This is a genomic window from Natronocalculus amylovorans, assembly GCF_023638035.1.
GTDB lineage: Archaea > Halobacteriota > Halobacteria > Halobacteriales > Haloferacaceae > Natronocalculus > Natronocalculus amylovorans.
This window is the reverse complement of sequence record NZ_JAKRVX010000001.1, coordinates 485,788-501,241: the sequence shown is the minus strand read 5'-3', so window position 1 is coordinate 501,241 and position 15,454 is coordinate 485,788. Positions and strand designations below refer to the sequence as shown.

16 protein-coding genes are annotated in these 15,454 nt (G+C 50.9%); 8 read left to right on the top strand and 8 right to left on the bottom strand.

The annotated features are described in order from the left end of the window. On the bottom strand, window positions 1-297 hold the full coding sequence (locus AArcSt2_RS02635; protein ID WP_250582724.1) for a DUF7091 family protein: 297 nt from the start codon (window positions 295-297) through the stop codon (window positions 1-3). Between the two features lie 154 nt (window positions 298-451). On the opposite strand from AArcSt2_RS02635, the gene AArcSt2_RS02630 reads away from it, so the two are divergent. From AArcSt2_RS02630 to AArcSt2_RS02620, 3 genes are read left to right on the top strand one after another with little or no spacing between them, the layout of a single operon-like run. Beyond that, window positions 452-1,381 (top strand): replication factor A, encoded by a 930-nt coding sequence (locus AArcSt2_RS02630; protein ID WP_250582723.1) that lies wholly within the window; start codon window positions 452-454, stop codon window positions 1,379-1,381. Beyond that, complete coding sequence (locus tag AArcSt2_RS02625) at window positions 1,382-2,023, top strand: RPA family protein (RefSeq protein WP_174652649.1); 642 nt, start codon at window positions 1,382-1,384, stop codon at window positions 2,021-2,023. Between the two features lie 58 nt (window positions 2,024-2,081). Further along, window positions 2,082-2,489 carry a DUF8146 domain-containing protein gene (locus AArcSt2_RS02620; RefSeq protein WP_250582721.1) on the top strand — a complete coding sequence of 136 codons (408 nt, stop codon included), beginning with the start codon at window positions 2,082-2,084 and terminating at the stop codon, window positions 2,487-2,489. 15 nt (window positions 2,490-2,504) lie between these two features. On the opposite strand, the gene AArcSt2_RS02615 is transcribed toward AArcSt2_RS02620, so the two are convergent. Then, a complete protein-coding gene (locus tag AArcSt2_RS02615; RefSeq protein ID WP_174652651.1) occupies window positions 2,505-2,960 on the bottom strand; it encodes a DUF5814 domain-containing protein in 456 nt (151 codons plus the stop codon). 482 nt (window positions 2,961-3,442) lie between these two features. On the opposite strand from AArcSt2_RS02615, the gene AArcSt2_RS02610 reads away from it, so the two are divergent. Then, window positions 3,443-4,075, top strand: a complete 633-nt coding sequence (locus tag AArcSt2_RS02610; protein WP_250582719.1) for an HNH endonuclease — start codon at window positions 3,443-3,445, stop codon at window positions 4,073-4,075. A 5-nt stretch (window positions 4,076-4,080) separates the two neighbouring features. On the opposite strand, the gene AArcSt2_RS02605 is transcribed toward AArcSt2_RS02610, so the two are convergent. After that, entirely contained in the window at window positions 4,081-5,256 is a 1,176-nt protein-coding gene (locus AArcSt2_RS02605; protein WP_250582717.1) for a CBS domain-containing protein, read from the bottom strand. 115 nt (window positions 5,257-5,371) lie between these two features. Between AArcSt2_RS02605 and AArcSt2_RS02600 the strand changes: the two genes are divergently transcribed. Further along, entirely contained in the window at window positions 5,372-5,767 is a 396-nt protein-coding gene (locus AArcSt2_RS02600; RefSeq protein ID WP_250582715.1) for a cupin domain-containing protein, read from the top strand. A gap of 75 nt (window positions 5,768-5,842) precedes the next feature. After that, window positions 5,843-7,900: a DEAD/DEAH box helicase gene (locus AArcSt2_RS02595; protein WP_250582713.1), complete on the top strand. Its 2,058-nt coding sequence runs from the start codon at window positions 5,843-5,845 to the stop codon at window positions 7,898-7,900. 2 nt (window positions 7,901-7,902) lie between these two features. Here AArcSt2_RS02595 and AArcSt2_RS02590 read toward each other — a convergent pair whose 3' ends face one another. The 5 genes from AArcSt2_RS02590 to eif1A all read right to left on the bottom strand — a co-directional run bounded on the left by AArcSt2_RS02590 (window position 7,903) and on the right by eif1A (window position 12,248). Beyond that, the gene (locus tag AArcSt2_RS02590) at window positions 7,903-8,460 is read right to left on the bottom strand and encodes a maltose acetyltransferase domain-containing protein (RefSeq protein ID WP_250582711.1); all 558 of its coding nucleotides are present in this window, start codon (window positions 8,458-8,460) and stop codon (window positions 7,903-7,905) included. Window positions 8,461-8,601: 141 nt separating this feature from the next. Then, the gene (gene thsA, locus AArcSt2_RS02585; RefSeq protein WP_174654528.1) at window positions 8,602-10,248 is read right to left on the bottom strand and encodes a thermosome subunit alpha; all 1,647 of its coding nucleotides are present in this window, start codon (window positions 10,246-10,248) and stop codon (window positions 8,602-8,604) included. Between the two features lie 148 nt (window positions 10,249-10,396). Next, a complete protein-coding gene (locus AArcSt2_RS02580) occupies window positions 10,397-10,939 on the bottom strand; it encodes a KH domain-containing protein (protein WP_250582709.1) in 543 nt (180 codons plus the stop codon). Between the two features lie 71 nt (window positions 10,940-11,010). Continuing rightward, window positions 11,011-11,874, bottom strand: a complete 864-nt coding sequence (rio1, locus tag AArcSt2_RS02575; protein ID WP_250582706.1) for a serine/threonine-protein kinase Rio1 — start codon at window positions 11,872-11,874, stop codon at window positions 11,011-11,013. Between the two features lie 89 nt (window positions 11,875-11,963). Further along, complete coding sequence (gene eif1A, locus AArcSt2_RS02570) at window positions 11,964-12,248, bottom strand: translation initiation factor eIF-1A (RefSeq protein WP_174652659.1); 285 nt, start codon at window positions 12,246-12,248, stop codon at window positions 11,964-11,966. 101 nt (window positions 12,249-12,349) lie between these two features. On the opposite strand from eif1A, the gene AArcSt2_RS02565 reads away from it, so the two are divergent. Beyond that, window positions 12,350-12,535, top strand: coding sequence for a DUF7470 family protein (locus AArcSt2_RS02565; RefSeq protein ID WP_250582704.1), 186 nt, complete (start codon window positions 12,350-12,352; stop codon window positions 12,533-12,535). Between the two features lie 42 nt (window positions 12,536-12,577). After that, window positions 12,578-15,385 (top strand): bacterio-opsin activator domain-containing protein, encoded by a 2,808-nt coding sequence (locus tag AArcSt2_RS02560; protein ID WP_250582702.1) that lies wholly within the window; start codon window positions 12,578-12,580, stop codon window positions 15,383-15,385. The last annotated feature ends 69 nt before the right edge of the window (window positions 15,386-15,454 follow it).

Below are 15,454 nucleotides of genomic sequence, written 5' to 3'. Positions count from 1 at the left end.
CTACCAGACTTCGATCGATCCATTCTTGATATCCTCAACGCAGCCGCGGCAATCCGGATGCTCGCTATCATAACAGGCTGGTTTTCCATCAGTGTCGATCGGAACTGCACGTCGCTCCGCATGCCGACGACAGACGATCTTTGATCGGCCACGTTCATCAGCGGGGAGTGAATCTGCGGGGCCTGGCTGTGACTCGCCTGTGGCTTTCCCGTCTCGGTAGGCGTGTTTTGCTTCTTCGTAGCTGCGGCCCGCCTGTCGAAGCCGCTCGCGAAGAAACTCGCCAATCCGATCACTCATACTCGATGTTTGTCAGCGATCGCTATATGTCCGTTGGCTGCCTTTCGACAGCCGACTGGTGTTCACTTTCGCTCCGGTGACGGAATGTTTTATATGATTAAGAACCAACCTCCGTATGTCTCCCATCGAAAAACAACGTGGAGGCAGTGAGACCATGTCAGAATTGCGGACACACGCCGAAGAGATTGCGGAACAGTTCTCCGATCACCTAGAGATAACAGTAGACGACGTTGAGTCACAACTTGAGAATCTCGTTACACAGTACAAGGTTCCAGCTAATGAGGCTCGACGGAGCGTCATCAATAATTACCTTGATGAGGCTGGCCTCGATCGGGATGAAATTAGCCAAGGTGGTGCAAGCGAAATACTCGTTAACGATATCGACGAAGACGAACAGTGGGTCGATCTCACTGTCAAGCTTGTTGATCTCTGGGAGCCAGGTAGCGATGCCATCTCACAAGTTGGACTGATTGGCGATGAATCTGGAACAATCAAGTTCGTCTCCTTTGCCACCTCGGAACTCCCAAAGTTGGAAGAAGGCGCCGTATATAAGCTTGGAAACGTCGTTACTGATGAATACCAAGGGAATTATTCGGTGAAACTTAATCGGACAACCACCATCACCGAGCTTGATGAAGAGATCGAAGTAGGTGATAACAGTGCATCTGTGGAAGGCGCACTCGTTGATATCCAGTCGGGATCTGGGCTTATCAAACGCTGCCCACAAGAGGAGTGTACTCGAGTTCTACAGAACGGACGCTGTTCTGAGCACGGAAGCGTTGACGGAGAGTTTGACCTTCGAATCAAAGCAGTCTTAGATGACGGTGTAACGGTTCATGAAATCATCTTCAATCGCGAGCGAACCGAGGAACTCACTGGACTTACGCTCGAAGAGGCCAAAACAATGGCAATGGATGCACTTGACACGTCTGTCGTTGCCGACGAGATCCGTGGTGACCTTCTTGGACGATACTACCGCGTCACCGGCCCAACGTATGGCCGATACATACTTGCAAACGAGTTCGAACAGCTCGGCGCACCTGCCGATCTTGAATCCATCCTTATCAAAGCGAGGTCGATGTAAATGAGTTCAAACCAATCTTCCGATTCCGTCCCCACCCGTGAAGTTGCTCGCCGTGTATTTGCCCGTGAATTCAACGACGCAAGCTACACGTTCAAAGAATCCGATGACGAGCGTGCACCACTGTACTTGTTGTTGCCGACTGGTGAACGAGCAAACCGCGTTCTCGTTGTTGGAACACTCACTGAAACCGAAGACGTTGGTGACGAAAGTGAATACTGGCGTGGTCGCATTGTCGATCCAACAGGGACATTCTTTGTGTACGCAGGACAGTATCAACCAGAGGCAGCAAACACGCTCCGTGATCTCGAGACTCCTGCATACGTCTCGATTGTCGGGAAACCACGAACCTACGAAACTGATGATGGAACGGTCAACGTCTCACTGCGTCCGGAGTCGATCACTGCTGTTGATGCAGGCACACGCGATCGCTGGGTTGCAGAGACCGCACAACAGACGCTTGAACGAATCCAACACCTAGACGACGAAGGCAACGAGTACGGCCGGATGGCAAAAGAGCAGTACGACCTCCCACCCGATGAGTACCGTACAACGGCACTTTCTGCGCTCGAAAGCCTTGACGAAAGTGACTCAAGTCCAGATACACCAACACAGTCGACCGAATCTGTATCGGACCCGCAGTAGATCGGCTCTGTCTGACAAATAATTAAGTAACAGCAGCATATATCTAACTTCCAACAACATGGGCAACAAAAACAAGACAATCTCTTTTCGCGTCAACGAAGATACGTTTGAGACACTTCGATCGATCGCCGAAGAGCGCGACCTCTCACTTTCGGCTGTGTTTCGAGACTATGTCGATTCGCTTGTTGCACACGACGGTCGTGTCAATGTTGTCCCAGAGAATGAACTCCATCGTGACGGAGACGAGGAACCATTCCCACCAACTGTTGAGGTACCAAAGAGCTTCATCCGCGAGCATGAACGGCTCGAGCTTGAGGCCGACCATCTCAGAGAGCAACTTGATGAACACAAAGCATACGTAAACTATCTGCATCAACAGCTCTCTGCCGAAGCCGAAGACGAAGATGTAATCTTTTTAGAAGAGTTAGACGCCGAAACTGACGAGCAACCATACAGACTTGGATAGCGATCGCCTGCAGAGCTATCCTGTGAGATCGCGCTTTGCTTGTCGTGCTCGTTCTTGCATTTCGAGATTACTCTCTACGTCTGCAAGCGTTTCAACTGCTTCGAGCGTCCGTACGGACTGATCGAGAAACGAGAGGATATCGCCAGAATACGCGTACAACAGATACTCATCACCCATTACGTCCACGATTGCGTCCGGTCCAAGCCCCTGTGCTCGCAGTTCGAGCAAATAGTTGATAAACTTCCGTTCGGGACAGCCACAGTAGGGATTTGACTGACAATCACAGTCTAAGAAATCTTCTGCGAAATCCAGCACACGGTCGCGAGTCGCACTGTCGAGTTTCGCCAGCCCATCTCCTGTAAAGAGCACATCGAGCGTTGCACCGGCAAACGCGCTCTTTGGGAAGTTTGCCTCTACCTGCGAAGAGAGCTGTCTGTGATTTTTAATATAGATCTTGTCTGTGATCGCCACGAGTTACCAACTGTAGTTGGTCAAATACCAAAAAAGTCGCGCTCCGGACGATCGACACGATCGACACGATCGGAGCTGTTCAGGAGTGTGATACGCATACGCATCGCCGATCGGAGTCGTAACGTATTTGACTTTCAGCACGGTAGGATCAATTGCGTGTCCGGATTGGGGTAATGGTTATCCTTCAGCCTTGTGGAGGCTGAGACGTGGGTTCAATTCTCGCATCCGGACTCAATAACTCAGAGTAATATTGTTACAAACTTTGAGGGTATCTAAACCATCTAGTTACATATTCTAGTATTGCTAGTATGGCTCACCACTGTCCTACGTGTACTCGATCATTTGGTTCACGTCGAGGCCTAGCCGTTCATCACGCTAGTGCTCACGACGAAAAATTACCAAACAATGTTTGCCAATGGTGCGATTCAGACTTCTATTCACCACATCAAAAACGATATTGCTCCGATGAGTGTCGGAGATCGGTGCCAAGAAGCGGTAAGCACGCTCCAAACTATCAGGGTGCAAAAGAAACAGCCACATGTGAGATCTGCGCTAGTGAGTTTGATTACTATCCTTCTGAAAAAAAGGGACTCTACTGTTCGACGTGCGTTGAAACCGAGAATTGGCGGAACACTCCTGATTTGAGTGGTGAACACAATGGTAAATGGAACGGCGGCAAGCTCAAACTCGAGTGTGAGACCTGTGGCGTCCCTGTTCATCGCTATCCAAGCAATGTGGGCGAACATGGTGTCTTTTGTGGTACTGAGTGCCGATCGGCCTGGCTTTCAGAGCACTACACCGGCGAAAATCATCCACACTGGCGTGGTGGATCTTCGGGGACCAGCGCTTACGGACCGGGATGGGCAAAAATGCGCCGCAGAGCCCTCGAACGCGATGCGTATACCTGCCAACACTGCGGCACGACAAAAGAGGAACTTGGGCGAAATCCGGATGTTCACCACATCATTCCCGTTCGGGCGTTTGTTGAGATGCCGGTGATGATGGTCGAAGATGCACACTATCTTGAAAATCTCGTTTCACTATGTATTCTGTGTCACAGAAAAGCAGAGTTTGGAAAAATAAGTCAAAAAGAGCTCAAAGCGGCCTGCGTATAACGCTGTTATCTAATCGAGGTTATTGACGGATCGTCACGACGGATGAGCGATGCGCTTCCACCCGACTGAATAATATTGAATGCGGTCATCAGATCGGTTCGCGACACAATCCCAACTAATTCACCGTTCACGCTGATCACCGGTAAGCGACCAACGTTTGATTCTTGCATTGTTCGAAGCGCCAACATTGCATCTGCATCCGGTGTGACGCTTGTGATGTCTCTACTCATAATCTCTTCAACGAGGTATGCATCACGCTCGACGTCACGAACGCTTCGCGCATCTTCGAGTGCAACCATTCCAACCAGCTCACCATCTTGGAGTACTGGGTAGCCAGTGTGGCGCTCTTGGAACATTCGGTTCATCAGCTCCGAAACCGAGGTTCGGCGATCGACCGTTTTGAGCTGCTCTTTCGGCGTCATAATATCGCGAACGGTGACGTCTTGGAAGGCTGCTTTGAGGGTCGACTGCTGTGCTTCACCTGATGCAGCCATGTAGATGAATAGTGCAAGAAGGATGAGGAATAGTTGGAATGTAAACAGCCCAAAAATACCCATCAAGAACGCAAACACTTTGCCAACTTCTGCGGCCTGCTGCGTTGCTTTTGCGTGTGGCTGATTCCGTGCAAGAAGTGCCCGAAGCACTCGGCCACCATCCATTGGGAACCCTGGAAGCATGTTAAACACCGCAAGTGCAATGTTCATGAACGCCAAGTAACCAAGCACGAACTGCACTTCTGCAAGGCTGTCTGGTGTCACGACAAACGCAGCATATGATACAAGACCGACGAGAACACTCACGATCGGCCCTGCGATCGCAATATTGAACTCCTGTTTCCAATCTTCGGGCATCTCTTTAAAACTTGCAACACCGCCAAGGAGCCAGAGTGTGATCGACTCAATTTCAAGATCATACCGGAGCGCAGTGAGTGAGTGTCCGAACTCGTGAAGAAGGACGCCAAAAAATAACCCGAGCGCCGCTGCAGTGCCTAGAATCCATGGCGTGTTTCCTGTGGTCAACACTGCAGCGTCAAGAGTTCCCCCAAGCACCTGATTGATAAGTAGCGTTGTTTGTTCAACACTCCCACCGATGATCCACGCAAAAATCGGGAGGATCAATAGAAACGTCCAATTGAGTTGAATCGGAATCCCGAATGCGCTTCCGATTCGAATGCCACGCATAGCTACACCTACTCAGTCCAGAATATTAAACTCGGACATGTTTCTCCCGCTGTACGATCTTGCCGTGGAGCATTTCACAGTCAGCACTAAGTTTGGCCTCACCAAACGTCCGTCTATGAGCAATGGAAACACACCTGTAATTAAATCCGGTGATTCGATCGAATACACGCCCGTGAATGCTGCTTCTGGCCTCTCAAAAGGTGTCTTACTTGATGAGCGTGATGGTGCTCCTCACTTTGCACTTCGACGCTTCACTCTTGCGGCACAAAGCGAGGTTCCAGCGCATACGAATGAAGTTGAACACGAACAGTATGTTCTTGATGGGACATATCTCGTTGGCATCCGTGATCCAGAAACCGGTGAAGAGACCGAACACGTCGTTTCAGCCGGTGATGCAATCTTGATTCCTGCAGGCACCGTCCACTGGTATCGTAATGAAACCGACACGGCTGGTGCATTTCTCTGTGCGGTGCCCCATGGAGAGGATTCGATCGAACTCGTCACGGAGTAGGTTACACATTGTCACTCAGTTTCACACTCTCGGAGAGCCGAACGGCTGAAATACCTGCTATTCGTAGAGTCGATCGTGTCTCAGCAGGTCGCACAGGTTGGAACGCTATTTTTACACGGCTCTCGCGATCGCTACCAAGTGGTCGTCCTCCGTGATGGTGAGCGTGTCTTTCGTGGACAGCTTGAGGTAAAAGAGACAGATGCTGGCCCCCGACCTGCAAAGTTCAAAAAGAAGCACGGACCAACAGAGGAACCACGGCGTCCTGACGAGTTCATTGAACTTGCACGCAATGCCTCTCGAATCCGCATCTCAGAACAGACGTCAAAACATGGCCGGAAGGAAATCAAGGAGCTGCTTTCGGGGTATCAGCTTGATGCACTCGTTGTCCGAACCTGCCGTCTGTGTGCGCGCAACAGTCGGTATTCGCCGATTACGGATGAAACGGCGATCGACACTGACCACGAACAGATCTGTCCGGACTGTGCACTGCTCGAACTGGAGCGCGAGCTATCATATAAGGGTGAGTTCACAACGGCCGCACAGGAGCGGCTTGAAGAGCTCCTGTTGGACGTTCGTGATCTCCAACGGATTGTCAATCTACTTCAAGGACAACTTGACCCGGAACTCACAAAATTCGACGAAATATCTGCAACCGTTGATGATGTTAATCCGTTTCCAACAAGCGACCTCGACCTACACCCAAAACTAAAGAACTCGGTCACAAACAAATTCGAGACGTTACTGCCTGTGCAGAGTTTATCCGTAAGAAACGGGTTGCTTGATGGTGAAGACCAACTCGTAGTCAGTGCGACCGCAACCGGGAAGACACTTATTGGTGAGCTTGCTGGCATCAATCGTGCGCTCAACGGTCACGGCAAACTGCTGTTTTTGGTCCCGCTCGTGGCGCTTGCAAACCAAAAGCATGAGGACTTCAAAAAGCGGTATAGTCAGTTTGGACTGGATGTTACACTCAGGGTTGGCGCAAGCCGAATTTCGGACTCTGGAAGCAGTTTTGACCCATCTGCAGATGTTATTGTTGGAACCTACGAAGGGATCGACCATGCGCTTCGAACTGGCAAGAATCTTGGCGATATTGGAACGGTTGTCATTGACGAGGTTCACACGCTCAAAGAGCCAGAGCGCGGACACCGGCTTGATGGGCTTATCTCCCGGCTCAAATACTACACTGAAGATCGATCGAAGCGGTCAGATAGCTATGACGGTGCACAGTGGATCTACCTTTCCGCAACAGTTGGGAATCCACAGTGGCTCGCTTCAAAATTGGAGTCGACGCTGATTGAGTTCGAGGAGCGGCCCGTACCGATCGATCGGCACGTCACCTTCGCAGACGCATTAGAAAAAACACGGATAGAGAATCGGTTGGTCAAGCGGGCATTCGACCAAGAGTCTTCAAAAGGCTACCGTGGACAGACGATCATCTTTACGAACTCTCGACGACGGTGCCATGAGGTTAGTCGAAAGCTGCAGTACAACTCCGCACCGTATCATGCAGGCTTAGATTACAAACGGCGTAAACGCGTTGAAGAACAGTTCGCAGAGCAAGAGCTAGCAGCAGTGGTTACAACTGCTGCGCTCGCAGCAGGGGTTGATTTCCCAGCCTCACAAGTTATTTTTGACACGCTTGCGATGGGAATTGAGTGGCTCTCGGTTCAGGAGTTCAGTCAGATGCTTGGCCGTGCAGGACGGCCGGATTATCACGATCGCGGCACCGTCTACATGCTTGTCGAGCCTGACTGTTCATATCACAATTCAATGGAGATGACGGAGGATGAGGTCGCGTTCAAATTGTTGAAAGGCGAGATGGAAGATGTTCGGAACGTGTATGATGAACGTGCCGGCGCAGAGGAGACGCTGGCAAACATTGTCGTCGCTGGCAAGCGTGCAAAACGGCTCAACGATCGGATGCTCGGTGAGATCGACACGACACGATCGGTTGGCAAACTGCTTGAATGGGAGTTTATTGACGGGCTTCGGCCAACACCGCTCGGCCGTGCTGTGACTCGACATTTCCTCTCACCCGATGACGCTTTCCGGTACCTCGATGGAATCCGAAAGGGCTTAGATCCATACGAGATCGTCGCCGAACAGGAATTGGCTGAGGACGATCGGTAACGCTACTGCTCGATCTTTTTCACCACGCTGGCAGGGTTCCCACCGACGACAACACCCTCAGGGACATCTGTTGTGACAACTGCGCCTGACGCAATGACGCTTTGGTTGCCAACAGTCACACCCGGGTTTATCACTGCTTGCCCACCAATCCACACCGCATCGCCGATCGTGACGGGGTTCCCATACTCTAATCCACTGCTGCGCTCGGCTGCATTGAGCGGATGTGTTGCCGTGTATATGTGGACGCTTGGCCCGAGCATACAGTTGTCACCAATCTCGATCGGACACACATCGAGCATGACACAATCAAAATTTGCAAAAAAGGAGTCACCGACATGAATATTATATCCGTAATCGCATCGAAACGTCGGTTCAATAGAAATAGACTCACCAACGGTTCCAAATAGCTCTGTGATGAGCTTCCATCGCGTCTCCGGTTCATCCACTGTGGTCTCATTGAACGCTTCTGTGAGCGATCGCGCGTCCGCTCGCTCAGCCACTAAGTTAGGATCCTGCGGATCATACAACTCTCCTGCAATCATCTTCGATTTCTCACTCATCTATACAGATGCCTCTCATAACGAGATTTAGCGCAGCAATAAAATAGATCGGAACTGACGCAGAGCGTCGTGGGCCGACAGTTGAAAACCGATTCAGAGGGGCGTTCGTATTGGGTTGGAGTGTGTGTCAGTGACCGACGCTTACATTGCGCCGCCCATGCCACCCATGCCGCCCATACCGCCCATGCCACCCATTCCGCCGCCGGCTGGCATGTCGTCGTCATCGTCGTCGGTTGAGGCGCGGAGGTCGCCTGCTGCAATAACGTCGTCGATTCGGAGGATCATGACGGCTGCTTCGGTTGCTGATTCGATCGCTTGGGTTTTGACACGGAGTGGCTCCACAACGCCCTCGGCTTCCATGTCGATCACGTCGCCAGTGTATGCGTCGAGGCCGGCACCGAACTCGCCACCGTCGTGACGGGAGCGAAGTTCGACGAGCGAGTCAATCGAGTCGAGTCCTGCGTTCTCAGCGAGTGTGCGTGGGATGACTTCGAGCGCGTCAGCGAACGCTTCGACTGCAAGCTGCTCGCGGCCGCCAACGGAGTCTGCAAAGTCACGGAGCTGGAGTGCAAGCTCGGTCTCTGGAGCGCCACCGCCAGGCAGCACTTTCCCGTCTTCAAGCGTTGCGCGAACAACACCAAGGGAGTCCTCGATTGCTCGTTCGACTTCGTCAACGACGTGCTCGGTTCCACCGCGGACAACGAGTGTGACGCTTTTTGCGTCTTCAACATCTTCAACAAAGAGACGCTCGTCGCCACCGATATCTTTCTGTGCGACAGAGCCTGCGAATCCAAGATCATCCTCAGTAAGATCGTCGAGGTTGGAGATCACGCGGGCACCGGTCGATCGGGCAACTGCTTTCAGATCTGAATCTTTGACACGGCGGGCTGCGATGATGCCTGCTTCTGCAAGGTAGTGCTGTGCCATATCGTCAATTCCGTCGCCAACAAAGACAACATCGACGTCTGCATCAACGAGCTGGTCGACCATCTCCTGCAGCTGTGCTTCCTCTTGGTCGAGGAATTCTTGAAGCTGGCTTGGGTCCGTAACGTTGACTTCTGCGTCAATCTCTGTCTCTTTGACTTCGAGTGCACCGTCGAACACTGCAATCTTTGCATCCTCAACACCGTATGGCATATTGTCGTGGACACGCTCTTTACCGACGACAACACCTTCGATGAGCTCGGATGTATCGATCGAGCCGCCAACGACTTTCTCGACGTTGACATTCTCGATATCAATTCCATCATCGTCTTGGACTGCAAGGATTGCGTCAACGACGAGTTCTGCAAGAAGGTCCTTTGCGCCCTCTGCGCCTTTACCGGTCATTGCGGTTGAGGCGATTTGGAGGAGTTTTTCACGATCGTCTGCGCTCACGTCAATTGCTTGCTCTTCGACGATCTCTTTTGCTTTCTCAGCTGCTTGGCGGTATCCTTGTGCGATCGTGGTTGCGTGAATATCAGAATCAAGCAGTTCTTCTGCTTGGTCAAGCAGTTCACCAGCGATCACAACAGCGGAGGTTGTTCCGTCGCCAACCTCGTCTTCTTGGGTCTCTGAGACCTCAACAATCATATTTGCTGCCGGATGATCAATGTCCATCTCTTTGAGGATGGTCACACCATCGTTCGTAACAACAACAGAGCCGCCGGAGTCGACGAGCATCTTGTCCATTCCTTTTGGGCCAAGCGTCGTCCGAACGGACTCTGCGACGGCTTTTCCTGCGGAGATGTTCATCGTCTGCGCATCTTTCCCTGATGTGCGCTGGCTGTCCTCCGAAAGTACGATCATAGGCTGGTTACCCATACGCTGTCGCTGAGACATAATCATTCAATGATTGTTTGCCCTTCTATAAAAAAGCAACGCATTTTGAAACCAAAACCCCAAGACGAGGCCGTGGTGAGTGTTGACAATGATGAGGGATAGTGTATGGTATATGTTATCGTGGATTTCCGAGGTCTGGCCCGCCGGTGAGTTCGTTATGTTTGCGTTCAAGGAATGAATACACGGTACCGTGTGGTGCACCATCGAGAATCATTGAGACTGCCTGTCTGACGACATCCACTTCTTCCGCCTCACCAATGATCCCAAGTGTCGAACCGTAGATTACAACATGTGCACCGGTAAGCTCTTCCATCAGCTCGCGGGTTCGACCGTTCTCTCCAATGAGTCGGCCTTTTTGCCGTCGGAGATCGTTCTTATTTCGTGTTTGTGCGTCAAGATTTATCAGATCGAACATCCGGAGATCGCCATCAAGCAGTGTCAGTGCGGTTTGTGGTTTGAACCCACGGCCGATCGCACGGACAATATCCGGGGCTGTGAGTCCTTTCACAGGATCGCCAACAGTTTCGACGGCGACAGAGCCTGACTCCGAATCAATATCGAGTCGGACTTCCGCACGGGACTCAATCTCCCGCATCGTCTCCCCGCCCTCACCGATGAGGACACCGATCCGATCCTGCGGAATTGTGACGTGTTGCATGAGCAGAGTTACCCGTTGAACGGTTTTAAGGGTGTTCGTTAATTGGGCCGTATGTGATCAACCAACGCGGCCTAGTTTGTCGGGTCTGGATCCGGTGTCGTGACAAAGTCGTATAGCTCCTCACCTGCCGTCGGTAGCCCCTGTTTTGAAAAGAATGATGCGATATTTCGGCAATCACGCTCAAGGAAATCGTCCGCATTCGGGTGGTGGACTGTCACTGCTTGGCCAAGATCAATCACAACGAGTTCCCCGTCGTGGATAATCATATTGTACTCGGAGAGATCGCCATGGACAAGCCCTGCCCGGTATAGTCGACGCATGTACTCACGAACAACCTCATATGCGGTTTGTGGATTTTCGACGTTGACTTCTGCAAGCCGTCGCGCACGGTCGTCTGCTTGCCCAACAAGTTCCATCACTAAGACGTTCCGCTGGACGGCGATCGGCGTCGGGACACGAACGCCTGCTTTTGCCGCTCGCTCAAGATTTGCAAACTCCTTGCGTGTCCATGCAAGCACAACTTGACTTTTTTTGTTCCCAATTCCCTGAAACCGAGGGTCACCTTCGAGGTAGTCTCGCATCTGCCGGAAGTCAGAGGCACTGATACGATAGATCTTCACCGCGATTTCTCGATCGTCTTCACCTAGTGCCTCGTACACATTGGCTTCTTTTCCAGTTGAGATCGGGCCACCGAACGCGGAGATATACCCATCTTGGACGAGTTTATAAATGGCAGCATAGGTTGCATCATCAAAGACTGACTGTTCAACTTTTAGCCGCTCATTATCTTTTATTCGTTCGCGGAACTCATTGAACGATCGGTCACGCTTTCGAGCAATTCGGTCTGCTTCAGTATCTGTGACATCGATCTCTTCCCACTCGTCACCAAATCCATCAACAGCATCCGGTTCGATCATCCCGAACTCATCTGTCATCTACACACATCTATGGGATGGACTCTCAAAAGCGTCGGTGGTTGACTGGTGCTGTTGCTCTGGAGGTGACTGAATCAAAAATCGTATTTTTATTGAATGTGGCCTTCGCGTCGAAGTTGATCGGCTTCGGACTTTTCGTATCGCCAGCTGATATCGGCTTTCTCATCTTGCCAATCCCACGGCTCAACAAGGACAATATCGTTCTCTCGAATCCAGATCCGTTTCTGCATTCGGCCAGGGATCCTTGCGGTCCGCTCGACACCATCTGCACAACGAACTTTGACACGATTCGCGCCGAGCATGTTCGTAACCTCTGCGAACACCTCATCGTCGTTTGGCATTCGGAGATCACGTCGACTATCGTTCTCCGTCATGTGTGACAGGGTTCGTGACCCCACGGGTTAAATACGAGGGATATCGGACGCTTCCGATCGAAACCCAGAGGATTTATTTGGCCGTTCCGGCTGATAGCGGTATGAGCGCGATCAAAACCCTCGGTTACACGGGGATTGGTGGTATTGTACTCGTTATTTTTGGCGTCGCACTTGTCTCCGTTCAGGATCCCATTATTGGGGCTGGATTGATGCTTGCATTTGCGGGCGTTGCCCTTGTCGCTCGCGGCATTGCAACAAGTGTCATGAAACTGTTTGGAATGGCATAGTAGGGGCACGACTGTTAATAGTGCCGTCTGCCTACACTTGGTATGCCATCTGCTTCACGTAATCACCCGACGTTCGAGCAGACCGTCTCTTCGGATTTTTTTGCGGCCCTCTCGGAACCAGTAGTTATTGTTGACAAAAAAGGGGTCATCCGACATGCAAACGAGCACATACCGTCTGTCTTTGAACGTTCGGTTGACTCGCTTGTTGCAACCGCGATTCAGTCGCATCTATCCGTATCGTTCGATTTTCACGCGGATATTCTCACACCGCTTTCGGAGACAACCGCTGATGACCAACTGCAACTCCGGGTCGGGCTACGCAAAACTTCCACTAAGATCGGAATAACCGCAGTTTCGGTTGAGGACGGTGTAGCGCTCCTTTTTGCACCAGCTAACAATAATCCAATAGTAACTAATGCAATAAACCACCGTGAAGAGATGTATCGAACACTCATTGAGAGTTTTCCAAATGGAACTGTCCATTTATATGATGACTCACTTCGATTTACGCTTAGCGAAGGGCAGTTATTCTCTGAAATTGATTATGAACCATCCGATTTTATTGGTAAAACACTGGATGAAGTCTTCGAGACGAGCGTTTACGAAAAACTCAAACCAGTCTATCAATCTGCCATCGAGGGCCGATCGGAGTCGATCGAGTTAGATGTGCCTGCAGATGACCGCTCCTACCGAGTGATGTCCTCACCGGTCCGAAACGATGCTGGTGCGGTTGTCCAAGGGATGGTTGTGACTCAAGACATTACCAGCGAGATCGAGATGAGAGAACAGCTCGAGCGGGAAGAAAAACGATTTCACGAACTTGCAACCCACATCGATGAGGTCTTTTGGATTTCTACACCCGACAAATCTAAGATGCTCTATGTCAGCCCTGCATACGCGGATATCTGGGGTCGTTCCTGTGAGTCGTTGTTGAATGACGCTTACTCATTTCTTGATAATGTCCACCCAGACGACCGCGATCGGATTAATACCGCGATTGAGAAACAGACACAGAGAGAGTACGATGAGGAGTACCGAATTGTTCGACCCGATGGATCAATTCGTTGGGTTCGGGATCAGGCATTTTTGGTCCGAGAGGCTGGAGAGATTGTCCGGATTGTTGGGACAAGCAAAGATATCACCACCCGAAAGCAGTACGAACAGACATTAACGTCGCTTCATGACGCAACCCAAGAGATGATGTCTGCAGAAACAACTGTCGATATTGCTCGTATTACGGTCACTGCAGCATCGACAATTCTGAACCATTCGCTTGCTGGCTGTTATCTTTTTGATCCTACAAGCTACCAACTCTATCCTGCGTCTGTCACTGATGATGCAACCGAGTATGTGCAAGGTCCGGTTAGCGCTGAAAACGGCGACTCTGTTGCGTGGCGTGCATTTGAAAACAACGCCGTTGAAATCGAAGAACAGGTATCGGTTCCATCTGTGGTTGACGGGTCGACGACACTTTTTAATTATATTGTTGCAATCCCGGTTGGAAACGATGGTGTCCTCACCGTTGGCTCGACAGAAGATACCCCAGTGAATGGAGAACGGATGCAACTTGCAGAGCTACTCTGTGCGAACGCTGCTGCAGCAATGGCTCGTTGTGAGCGAGAAGAGACACTCCGACAACGCGAACGCACGCTTGAAACCAGAAACGAAGAGCTCGAGCGGTTACACCGAATAACTGAGGTCACACGATCTGTAACAAATACGCTTGTCCGATCGAACACCCGAACAGAAATCGAACAGAGTGTGTGTGCAACGCTTGCTGGCACTCGGACATACCAGTTTGCAAGAATGCTTCGGTACGATCGAATTGAAGCGGCACTTACAGAGGTTGAAACCGCAGGCATTGATCGCAGGCATACAACCACCGATGTTGATACTACAGCACGTGCACTGCGGGCTGCACAAACTGCAACAACGGTTGTTGAATCCGACATTGTTGGCTCAGTCTCACAGCCACGGCGGAGACACGCCCTCCGAAATAGATATGGTTCAGTTGCTGCGGTGCCACTACTCGATGGTTCACACGTATATGGGGTTTTAGAGATCTTCGCGGACCGAGCCAATGCGTTTGGATCCAGAGAGCGCGATGCACTCTCGGAAGTCGGTGAGACGATCGGCTATGCAATCGCATCTACCGAGCGACACGCGGCGATGATCAGCGATGAGCTGGTTGAAGTTTCATTTACAATATCTGACCCGGAATCAATATTTGCACAATTTGCACAGGCTGTTAATGGAACGATTACACACTCTGGTCTCATTGCGCTTGATGATGGTACCTCACGCATTTTCGTAACCGTTGAAACGACTGAGCACACTACAAATGAGCTTCTTTCTCGGTTGACTGATTTCGACCGAGTTTCCCATGCGACAGTTTTGCTCGAAGACCCAAAACCAACTGTTGCAGTTCATGTGACTAATATCGCATTATTTGACGTTCTGCTTGCGCATAGCGGCGCGCTTATTTCACTCACTGCAAACACAAGAGGATTTGATGCAACAGTGAGCATTCCAAGTGCAACGCTTGTGAGTGATTTTATCTCTGAGGTTGGAGGAGCATATGACTCGTTCACACTGACCGCAAAACAGCAACGTGAGCACCCTCCACGATCGATCGAAGATTTCCAAACTGCTCTCAGAAATGAACTTAGCACGCGTGAGTTGGATATTCTTCAAACAGCATACATCTCTGGATATTTTGAAACACCTCGTGCGGTATCTGGGTCCGAGCTTGCGGAACGGCTTGATATTACTGCGTCAACGTTTCACCGGACACTCCGACGTGGACTCAAATCAATGTTAGACGCATCGCTTACCACCTCATCTGAATAGTGATGCAATATATTGCACCGCACACAGTAGATGCTGCAATATCTGGCACAGTTTCTTTTACCAACTATC